This is a genomic window from Verrucomicrobiota bacterium (genome assembly GCA_016871535.1).
Taxonomy (GTDB): Bacteria; Verrucomicrobiota; Verrucomicrobiia; order Limisphaerales; family SIBE01; genus VHCZ01.
This window is the reverse complement of the sequence record VHCZ01000224.1, coordinates 1-10,011: the sequence shown is the minus strand read 5'-3', so window position 1 is coordinate 10,011 and position 10,011 is coordinate 1. Positions and strand designations below refer to the sequence as shown.

The window sequence follows — 10,011 nt, the reverse complement described above, 5'->3', positions numbered from 1 at the left end:
GAATTTTGCCTGGGGCTGCGTTGCTCCTCGGTCACAGCCCCACTGGCGGGGGATGCTCGCTCGTCGCGCCTTGCCCCAGGCCAAATTGGGCGCAACGAACGTGAGCGTATTTACGAAACGGACCACTAAGTCCTCATGCGTAAAACGTAAAATGTAATCGTGAGTTTACGCCTTCGGTTGCATCTCTGAGCCGTAACAGCTCAACCGGGAACCCTAACTACGTACTCCATCTGGCAGCAGGTCGCGCAGCATTACGCGAATGCTCCCGCCACCGTCGCCTTCGAATTGCTCAATGAACCGCGAGATGCCGCGACCACCGCGGTCATGAACAAGATTTACGCCGAGGCCATTCGCCGCATCCGCGGCACCAATCCCAGCCGAACCATTTTCGTCGGCCCGGCAACTACAACAGCCTGGACGAACTGAGCCTGGATAACGGGCAGGGGCTTCTGCTTCCCAACAATGATCTGAACGTGATTGCCACGGTGCATTCTTACGATCCCTATTATTTCACGCATCAAGGCGCGGAATGGGCCTTGCCCGACACCGCGACGGTCGGAGTGATCTTCCCAGGGCCGCCGCTGACGCCCCTGCAACCGCACTCCAGCATCCAGCACGATTGGGTCAAAACCTGGTTCAAGGAATACAATGCCAAACCGACCGCCTTCAATCCGAGCAGCACCTTCGCGTTTCGCGGCCGGCTCCTGCGGGCCAAGCGTTGGGCCGAACAATGGGGACGCCCGGTTTACGTCGGAGAATTCGGCTGCTACTCCAAATCTACAGACCCGACTTCACGGGTGAATTATTATCGCGACATACGCGCGACGATGGACGAACAGGGACTGGGCTGGGCCATGTGGGACTGGAAATCCGGCTTCCATTACATCAAAGACGGACGCCCGGATCCGCCGGAATTGCGCGAAGCGATGTTTCCTCCGATCAAACTGCGCGTCCCGGCGAGCGGCACTCTCGAATTTGATGGCGCCGTCGGAAAAACCTACGTCGTGGAACGAACCGCTTCGCTGAGCGGACCGATCAACTGGACCGCGATCTCGACCCAGACTCTGACCACCCCCCAAATGGCGTTTGCGGATCCGGAAGCGGCTCAACTGAGCGGCGCGTACTATCGGGTGAAATGGTTGAAATGATCCGATCCCGGCGCTTTGACGCCGTGACGGAGGCGAGCGAATAGAAGTATTGCAGCGTTGAGCCATGCAGCGACTGTTGGAAATGGTTTCGCGGAACTCCACGCACGTACTCCCGGCTTTAGCCGGCCGGGAGCGCCGGGGCCGCCTAAAGGCGGGACTACAAACCACCGCCGATTCATCGGAAGTTTCGTTGGTTTCAGGCTCATGCCCACGCTCATGAACCCATCGTCGGTAGGGCGAGTCCGTCCCGGCGAGCCGCTCGACGTGCTCGGAACACGCTCAACGCCAATTGGGGAACCGCCTTCGCCGGCTTCGACGCCGTCGAGATTCCCAAGCGATACCCGCCCGATCACCGTGATCCCGGGTATCACGACCTGATCGAATGGCGGAAAACGAGCATCGGCGATTTCATCGCGTTGGGCGCCGCCGCGGCCCGGCGGGCGGATCCGAATCATCTCCAGACGTATTCCATGGCGGGCGGAATCTTCAACGGCAACGACGCCAACAACACGGCGGAAGATGGCAAGACCATCGTGGAACGCTGCGCCGCCGCGGGAGCGCCGCTTGATTTTTGGTCCGTGAACAATTATGCCTGGGCCTCCTTCGGCAGCGAACTGCGCTCGGCGGACTTTGGCGTCGCCAAGTATCAAGCCTTGACCGGGCTGCCGATCATGATTTCCGAAACCGGCCACAGCAGCACCGAGGATTCGCTGGGTGACGGCGCTGCCGAACGCCAGCCGAAGGCCATTCCGAGCACGATCTGGGAATCCCTCATGTCCGGCGCGATGGGCGTCCATTTGTTTCACTGGAACGACCGGAGCCAGTTCACCCAGGGCTACTTTCTCCGCGAACGCGGCTTTGGCATCGTGAACCAGGATCGCACCCCGAAGAATCCCGTTTATGGAAACGTCCTGGGAATGCTGCGCCGGATGGCGGATATCCGGATCGAGAATCTGCTCGGCGGCTCGTCCAACCCGGCGCCGGACGTGCAATTCTTCTGGAGCACCAACGCCGAAATGGTCTGGCCGCGCGCCAATCAGGAACACGCCATGATCTGGGGCGCGCTGAAACGCGCCGGCTACCAGCCCGGCATCATCGACGACGCGCAATTCGAGCGCGGCGCTTACTCGAATGCGCCCGCGCTGCTGCTCTCCCGGTGCACGCAGATGAATCCAAGACATCTGGACACAATCCTCGACGGCGTGCTCGCCAGCGGCGTTCACGTTCATGCGAACGCGGACTTGCCCGGACAATTCAACGCTTACTATGCGCGGAATCCGGACTGGATCGCGCGCATGAGTTCCATCTTTGGCCTCGCGGTCAGCGGCGCCACGCCGGGTTTTGAATCATCGCCTACAAATAACCGCCCGGATTATCGGCTTTGCCGGAATGGCAGCATCCTGATTTCGTTGCTCAACGAGCACACGAATCGCGCCACCGTCATGATATCCGCGCCGGCTTTGTTGAGCGGCCGCGTCGTGGAGAATCTGACCTCCGGCGGGATTCTCACTTCGGACGCGTCCGGCAAGGTTGGCCTGACTCTCGCTGGCGACGATTATGTGCTGCTTTACGCCTACCCAAGCCGCGACGGACGCGACGAATCCTTGATCAATTCAAGCCCCGCGAAGCTCTGGTTCGAGTCGGCGCCCACCGCAATCCTGCCCGGCGTCGGGTTCGGAGTTTCGATGGGCTACGACATCCCGTTGGCCACGGGATTGAAGCTCTTCATGAATCTGGAGCGCGTGGGCCTGAGAAACCGCGTCTTCGCCACCGCCGAAGGCAATGCCCTTCTCAAGGGGAAGGGAACGCACGAACTCCGGCTCCGCATTCCCGACGCCGATCTCAACGATCCGCTCTACGTGTCGTCGCGGGCTGGCGCTGAATACGCCTTTCACGCCTGGCTCGAACACGCCGGCGCAAGAATCAGTGAAGCGTGGTTGCCCGTGCGCGTATCGCTCGGCGTGCGCCCGGTGGCCCCGCCGACCACCGCACTGGTTCCTCGCCAGAACTATCAGATCGCTCTCGAATGGGATGAATTGCCTGCGTATCTGCCAGGCGACACGACTCCGTTTGGCCGCACGGCGCTTTGGGATTCACTCCGGTCAACGGAGCAGCACTACAACCTCGTCCTGGAACTCTTGTCCGGAAATCAGGTCGTGGCCGCGAACACATTTTTGACTCGATCCGGCACGGGCCGGCACGTGTTTTCCGGAGTGGTGCCCGCAGGGGCGGCCGGACCGTACACGTGGGCCGCGCGCGTGGAGACCGCTCCAAACGTGGTCACGTCCGACCTGTTGGATAGCTTTGAAGGGCGCGACCGCGGCGAGGATTTGCTGCCGTTCAAACCGTGGTTCAGCTATACGTATGCGCAGTCGAACAGCCCGCGGATTCTTTCTCAAGGCATCGTGAAACAAGGCAATGACGACCAGGCCAACCAGACCGCGTTCCTGGTCGTGACCAACGCGGCAAATGCAGGAGCGTTTTCCGGGTTCGGGTTGATTCGAGGATTGACCAACGCCTGGGCCTTGCCCGCGGACAGGAAGCTCTGGACCAATTACCTCTTCGCTTTTGCTTTCAAAGAAGAAAGCCGGTTGCCGTGCGTGCTCGAAATGCAGGTCAAGGATATCAACGGTCACTGGGTGGAATTCACCAAGCCCTACCAGCCCGGCGCCAACGGGTGGGACAGCATCCGTGCTTCGCTCGCAGATTTTGTTTCCTCTCCGGCTGGCGGAGGTTTTGATCCCAATGCCTTCGTCGATCTGGCCCTCAACGTCCGCATGCAGCGCACGAACGCGACTTATCAGGCGCTGTTCGACAACGTCCTGTTCACCGGCCCGCCGCGTCTTGCGGACGACTTCGAGGACCGCACGCCGGGCGCGGATTATTCGCGCATCGTTCCGTGGACCGGCTACGGCTACGACCACGCGGGGCACCTTGACGTCAAACTCAACCAGGGTGTCGGGTTGCCCGAAGCCATCGACGGCAGCCAGTCGGCATTCGTGGTCGCGTGGAATCGAAAGGATGCGGGAGATTTCGCGGGCTTTGGCATGTTTCGCCCTTTCGCGCGCGAATGGTCCTTGCCCGGCGGCGAGGTCGTCACGAGTTACTCCAGCGAGAATGATCTCCTGCGCATCACGGGCATTGCGCGCGCCGCCTCGGGCAATTTGACGGTCTCCTGGTTGGGGCCGGCGGTTTTGCAGGTGGCAAACGACGTGACCGGCCCCTGGACCGACGTGCCCAGCGCGACCAACCCGCAAGTCGTTCAGCCGTCCGCGTCGCCGCGGTTCTACCGGCTGCGCAAGTGATGCGCGCGCGTCTTCACTCAAGAAAAATCGAAATCCGAAATCCGAGACAAAGCAGAATGAGCAAATGGGCAAAATCCGAATCGGGAATTGCCACGGCCTTGGTTTTGGATTCCGCGCGGCGAGCGGCGTTGTGGGGCAGGCTTTCCAGCCTGCCGGTTCGGGGACTTTCCAGTCCCCACCCGCGCGGTTCGCGAAACGGCGCTGGAAAGCACCGTGAACCCGCAGGCTCGAAAGCCTGCGCTCCTCGCTCGAAGACAGAGATGCGCGCCGAGGAACGGTCCCGCTGCGGTCTTGCCCGCGGCAACGGGCTTTGATCTAGTTTGTCAGTCCGACAACCTTATGCCCCCCGCCAATCCCTTTGCCGAATTCGAATCCAAGATGCGCGGCGCAGGGTTGGGCGGCCCCACTATCCGCGCCTTCGAGAGAAACTACTCTACGCTCCTGGGTGAACAAACGGCACTCATCCGAATTCGCGAAAGCCGCATCGAGCCGGTGGCGGACTTGCTGAGATTCGAAGACATTCGGGAAACTTGCGCCGATCCCGCCCTGCTCTCGCAAACGGTCGCGCTGAAGCTCAACGGCGGATTGGGCACCGGCATGGGATTGGACGGCCCGAAGTCTCTGCTCAAAGTCAAAGACGACTTGACCTTCCTGGACATCATCGCACGCCAGATTCTTCACCAACGCCGGCGGCATGGAGTGACGCTGCGGCTTCTGCTGATGAACAGCTTCAATACCAGCCGCGAGACGCTCGCGTTCCTGCGCCGATACGCGGATTTGGGCGAACCGCAAAGCTTGGAGCTGATGCAGAGCCGGGTGCCCAAGGTCGATGCCGCCACGCTGCGCCCCGTCCAGTGGCCCCAAGATCCGGACTTGGAATGGTGCCCGCCCGGCCACGGAGACATCTATCCATCGCTGGTCGTGTCCGGCTGGCAGGAGCGGCTCTTGAACGAGGGTGTGAAATACCTATTTGTGTCGAACTCCGACAACCTCGGCGCCACGCTCGATCTGAATTTGCTCGGTTTCTTCGCCGCGTCGGGCTGGCCGTGCCTCATGGAAGTGGCCGAACGCACCGCCGCCGATCGGAAGGGCGGCCATCTGGCGCGGGCGCAAGGGAAACTCATCTTGCGCGAACGCGCTCAATGCCCGGACTTCGATCTTCCCGCGTTCGAGGACGTCCAGCGCCATCGCTTCTTCAACACCAACAATCTTTGGATTCGCCTGGACGTGTTGGACCTCATGCTCAAGCGATTCGACGGCTTCATCCCGTTGCCGGTGATTCGGAACGAAAAAACCGTGGACCCGCGTCTCAAATCGTCACCCAAGGTTTATCAACTGGAGACCGCCATGGGCGCCGCGATTGAATGCTTCGACGACGCCGGCGCCATCGTCGTGCCACGGAGCCGGTTCGCGCCGGTCAAGACCACGTCCGATCTCCTCGGCCTTCGTTCGGACGCTTACGTTCTCACAGACGACCAGCAAATGGTCCTGGCGCCGTCGCGCCAAGGCATCCCGCCGACGATCGACCTGGACGGCGATCACTACAAACTGATGGATCAGTTCGACGACAAGCTTCGCGACGGCGTGCCGTCCCTGATTGATTGCCAGGAATTGGTGGTCCGCGGGCCGGTCCTGTTTAGCGGTCGCGTCCGATTCCAGGGCAAGGTGAAGATCGCGAATCGCGACGCAGAAGCCCGCCCGTTGCCGGAAGGGACTTACGCAAACTGCGAAGGCGAGGTGTAGTTTTCACAGGAGGGAACGGAGGCATCCTCCGGCAACATCAGCCATTGGGATTGGGATTTCGGCGATGGCACGGCGCACAGCAGCGAGCGCAGCCTCACTCACGTCTATCATGCGCCCGGCCGATTCACCGCGACTTTGACGGTCACGGGAACGTTGTTTGTGGGCGCCAATGGCCTGATCGGCTTCGCAAGTTCCGGCCTTGCCTCCGCGGCGAACATCGACTTGCCGAATGCCGCGGCGCCCAACGCCCTGATTGCGTCCTACTGGGCAGACCTGAATCCAGCCCAGGACGGCAGTGTGCGCACCGGCACGAGCGGCGCCGCGCCGAACCGGCGCTTCGTGATTTCATCGAGGCCAACAACACCACCAGTTTGAAAATCCGCATCCAGGACAATCGCGTGTCGGTGACCCAGTAACGGCGCTCCCTGTGGCTTCCCACAACATTCCGGCTGGCGAGGCGCCAGCCGGAACACGCGAGGCGCGTGTGCTCCCCCGGGCGAAGCGCCGCTTTAGCGCTGGGTCAGACCCCGCCAGCTTGGCTGAGTGCGTTCCACGGTTCGACGAGCCGGAGCTTCTTGGCTGCGAGTTCCCGATAGCAATCCGGCAAATCGAATTCGCGCAAAACACCCGGCAGAAACGAGGACAACGGCCACGCGTAATCCTCCCTCTTCGCGATCTCCGCGTAGGACGCGAGCGCGTTCTTCAAGGTGACCTGAACAATTCGATCCGCCAGAAGCGCCGCGAACGCCGCCGGAATCGCACCCCATCCTTTCCCGGCAAGATGAACTTCCTTGATGCCGGCGCTCTCCAGCCAGTCCACAACCCGGAGCACGTCGTGAGTTTTCTGACCCACATACGGCGTGTCCAGCATGAGGGAATGGATCCCGTAGAAGTAGTCGCTGCCGTACGGTTCGAGGAAGCTGTTGTCGCCGCACGTATTGGGCCGCGACTCGCCCATGCCCCGGACATCGCAGGCGTAGAATTCGGACGCCGGCTCGGCTGCGAGCAGTTCGCGAACGAGCGGTTCGGTCCGGAGCTCGGCGTCGCTCGAATGATGCGAGACATACAACACGGCGCGCGTCGGGCCTTGTGGCGGACGCGAATGATGCGCCTGATCGGACAACCGATAAACCAGCGCGTGGATTCCGGGTTCGGTCGCCACGGCGTAAGTGGTGAAATGGCTCTTCGGAAAAGCGCGGCTGCGAATGGGCCGAATGATCCGGTACTCCGGCGCGCGCTCTCCACGAGCGATCGCGTCTCCCGTCCTCCCGACACTCTCTCGCCGAACGATCCCCCTCACCCCATCCTTCTCCCCCTCGGAGGGGGAAAGGGTGTCCGCAGGACGGGAGAGGGGGACGTTCACGGCGCCAAAGCGCGATTCATTCGGCATATTCTCTGCGCCGCCGAGCTTCAGAATTTCCCGGACCGCGCCGGCAAGCTTCGGTCCCGTCAATGCCGGCCGGCGCCTTTCCATTTCAACAGCCGTTGCACGCGTGAACGAGAACACCGTCCTGGACCCGAGCTCAGAGACTTGGCCTTTAGGCGCGCACCAGAGCGTTTCGTCTTTCTCGAGGGTCAACTGCGGCTCGGCCTGCGCGTTGGACACACCCGTGACGCGATTGAACCAGCGATACATCGCTTCGCGGTTCTCCTGCGAGTAACCGTGATAAGTCGGTCCCAGAAAGAGGCCGATGCTTTCTTCTGCCCCCAGCAAAGCGTAGAGCCGTTTCAGCCGGCGAAACGCGTCTTCGAGGCCGCGCGCATCGAAGTAGTCCTTCTCCTTGCCGAGAAGGATTACTGGCTTCGGCGCGAGCGCGGCGATGAAGTCTTCGTGGTCCAATCCGAGGCCCAGCACGCGCGGCGGACATTGCTCGGTGTCGGCAGGCAGTTCATTTTCCACATTCCGCAGAAAGCTGGTCACGAAACAACTCGGCGCCGCCATGGTCCAGCGTTGGTCTAGCCCGCACAGCCACGTTGTCAGCGTGCCGCCGCCGGAATTTCCCGTGACCCCAACGTGGCGCGGGTCCACCTCCTCGCGTGTGAGCAGGTAATCCAGCGCCCGAATGCCGTCCCAGGCGCGCCACGCGCCGAAGAATTCGCCGATCAGGAATTGTTGATTGCCCGCATACAGATGTTCCCGGACGCCGACGCCGATGCGCGATTCGAGTTTTTCGTTCGGATACTGCAGCCGTTCGCCCTGGCCGATGGGATCGAAAATCAGCACCACGTAGCCTTGCCGCGCCAGACCTTGAGCGAAGGATTGGTACGCTTCGTTGGCTTTGCCATTGTTCGAGTGGCCGCAGGACCCGACCACGCCCGGCAGCGGAAATTTTCGCCCTTTCGGAACATAGAGATTGCTCGTCACCAAAAACCCGGGGCGGCTCTCAAAAATGATTTTCTCGATGCGGTACGTGTCCCGTTCGACCACGCCCGTGACTCGCGGATTAAGCGGCGTTTTCTCCGGCGCCGGACCGAAGCTCGCGCGAATTTTTTCACGGACCGACTGCACGTACGCTTCGGCCTCCGCTTTGGTGCGCAAGTGTTTCTGCCGCTCCCAACCCTGCTCCAGCGCGGCGCGAACCCGGCTTACGAAATATTCCTGAACCATCCGGGGAAAGCGGTTGAGCGGTTCGCGCGGCGCGGAGGCTGGCGGTTCGGCCGCCCAAAGCGACGGCGCAAGGCCGAGATCGACCACGCTCAAGCCCAGCGCGCCCAGGGCGGTGCGGGCAAGCGCCTGCCGGCGGCTGACGGTGAGGTGGCTGGGACTGGATTGGGAAGGCAAGAAGTCTGGCCAGAGAGGTTGCATCCTTTCCTTATGGGATGCACTACAGCGGAGGGTCAAGTGTTCTTCAGTTTTATTTCGCCGCTTAAGAGGCGTTCCAATTCGGCGGTGAGTCCTAGTTCCTTCGCCCACTGCTTCAGATAACTCTTATCCAACGCATCGGCTTGCACGGCCACCACGCCCGCCGCGTCGCCAAGCTGCCGGTCAGACGGCGTAATGCGATTCCAGATGAGCTTGTGCAGGATGACGTCTTCCGCCGAGGCAATCCACGCGGGCTCGCTCCACAGCGTGACCTGGACGCGCCGCCGGAGCATTTCCCGGTCGAACGGCTCGGGCTTGGGCAGCCAGAAATCCACTTTCAGCGCAGAGCGCGTGTCGATGGCATTGAACTGGTGTGGCGGCCGGTAGGCGGCGCGCACGGCGGCTTCCTCGATGTAAAAATCACCGCTGAATTCCTGGAGAATGCGCGGCACGGCGGACGTTGGCAATTGCACGACGAAATCCAGATCGTGCGTGGTGCGCGGAATTCCCCAGTAGTTGCTCGCCATCGATCCAGTGAGATAGTACGTCACGCCGGTCCGGTTCAGCCGGCGCAAACAATCCACCAGAAGTTCTCGTTCGCTCATGCGCCGCGCGCAAGTTCGAGGCGGCGACGCAGCAGGCGTTCGACTTCAGCGGCATCCGCCTTTGGGTTTTGCCGACGGATGCCTTCGCGCGCAATATCGCAGGACATCTCGTGCAACTCCAAGGCAACCGCCAGCCGCTGCTCTCCGGTCATGCTGCGGTAGCGCTCGATCTGCTTGGCCAATGCGCTTGCTGCATCCATGAATGTCCGATACGCCAATTCGCCGTCTCTCACAACCTTAAACTCAGCCCAGGGGTGACCCTTCAGTTAAGGGACTGTGCAAAAATAACTTCCGGTTTTGGCGGGAGCGCCGCCTGGCCGGATGCAAGGCGCGAGGAGGGAGCATCCCCGTTTTGGGGCTGTGACCGACGAGCAACGCCGCAGCCGGCCAGGCGCCGCCCCGCCCCG

8 protein-coding genes and 1 pseudogene are annotated in these 10,011 nt (G+C 61.7%); 5 read left to right on the top strand and 4 right to left on the bottom strand.

The features are described from left to right. The first annotated feature begins 324 nt into the window (after positions 1 to 324). Both FJ398_21670 and FJ398_21665 read left to right on the top strand, forming a co-directional pair. Positions 325 to 426 carry a hypothetical protein gene (locus tag FJ398_21670; protein MBM3840520.1) on the top strand — a complete coding sequence of 34 codons (102 nt, stop codon included), beginning with the start codon at positions 325 to 327 and terminating at the stop codon, positions 424 to 426. Beyond that, a complete protein-coding gene (locus FJ398_21665) occupies positions 414 to 1,148 on the top strand; it encodes a glycoside hydrolase family 5 protein (GenBank protein ID MBM3840519.1) in 735 nt (244 codons plus the stop codon). The genes FJ398_21670 and FJ398_21665 overlap by 13 nt, the downstream gene beginning before the upstream one ends. Here FJ398_21665 and FJ398_21660 read toward each other — a convergent pair. Then, on the bottom strand, positions 1,124 to 1,603 hold the full coding sequence (locus FJ398_21660; GenBank protein MBM3840518.1) for a hypothetical protein: 480 nt from the start codon (positions 1,601 to 1,603) through the stop codon (positions 1,124 to 1,126). The genes FJ398_21665 and FJ398_21660 overlap by 25 nt on opposite strands. A gap of 15 nt (positions 1,604 to 1,618) precedes the next feature. On the opposite strand from FJ398_21660, the gene FJ398_21655 reads away from it, so the two are divergent. From FJ398_21655 to FJ398_21645, 3 genes are all read left to right on the top strand, one after another. Beyond that, positions 1,619 to 4,453: a hypothetical protein gene (locus FJ398_21655; GenBank protein MBM3840517.1), complete on the top strand. Its 2,835-nt coding sequence runs from the start codon at positions 1,619 to 1,621 to the stop codon at positions 4,451 to 4,453. Between the two features lie 339 nt (positions 4,454 to 4,792). Then, entirely contained in the window at positions 4,793 to 6,196 is a 1,404-nt protein-coding gene (locus FJ398_21650; GenBank protein ID MBM3840516.1) for a UTP--glucose-1-phosphate uridylyltransferase, read from the top strand. A 36-nt stretch (positions 6,197 to 6,232) separates the two neighbouring features. Then, on the top strand, positions 6,233 to 6,571 hold the full coding sequence (locus FJ398_21645) for a PKD domain-containing protein (GenBank protein MBM3840515.1): 339 nt from the start codon (positions 6,233 to 6,235) through the stop codon (positions 6,569 to 6,571). 1,117 nt (positions 6,572 to 7,688) lie between these two features. Here FJ398_21645 and FJ398_21640 read toward each other — a convergent pair. The 3 genes and pseudogenes from FJ398_21640 to FJ398_21630 form a co-directional block, all read right to left on the bottom strand. Then, a pseudogene (locus FJ398_21640) lies at positions 7,689 to 9,002 on the bottom strand (hypothetical protein). A gap of 32 nt (positions 9,003 to 9,034) precedes the next feature. After that, complete coding sequence (locus tag FJ398_21635; protein ID MBM3840514.1) at positions 9,035 to 9,604, bottom strand: hypothetical protein; 570 nt, start codon at positions 9,602 to 9,604, stop codon at positions 9,035 to 9,037. Then, positions 9,601 to 9,786 (bottom strand): hypothetical protein, encoded by a 186-nt coding sequence (locus FJ398_21630; GenBank protein MBM3840513.1) that lies wholly within the window; start codon positions 9,784 to 9,786, stop codon positions 9,601 to 9,603. Before FJ398_21630 ends, FJ398_21635 begins: the two co-directional genes overlap by 4 nt. Between the last annotated feature and the right edge of the window lie 225 nt (positions 9,787 to 10,011).

What these genes read in the sequence shown, in the direction of transcription:
- FJ398_21660 (MBM3840518.1), bottom strand. Translation starts at nt 1,603, where the DNA reads ATGATTCGGATCCGCCCGCCGGGCCGCGGCGGCGCCCAACGCGATGAA.
- FJ398_21635 (MBM3840514.1), bottom strand. Translation starts at nt 9,604, where the DNA reads ATGAGCGAACGAGAACTTCTGGTGGATTGTTTGCGCCGGCTGAACCGG.
- FJ398_21655 (MBM3840517.1), top strand. Translation starts at nt 1,619, where the DNA reads ATGGCGGGCGGAATCTTCAACGGCAACGACGCCAACAACACGGCGGAA.
- FJ398_21650 (MBM3840516.1), top strand. Translation starts at nt 4,793, where the DNA reads ATGCCCCCCGCCAATCCCTTTGCCGAATTCGAATCCAAGATGCGCGGC.
- FJ398_21670 (MBM3840520.1), top strand. Translation starts at nt 325, where the DNA reads ATGAACAAGATTTACGCCGAGGCCATTCGCCGCATCCGCGGCACCAAT.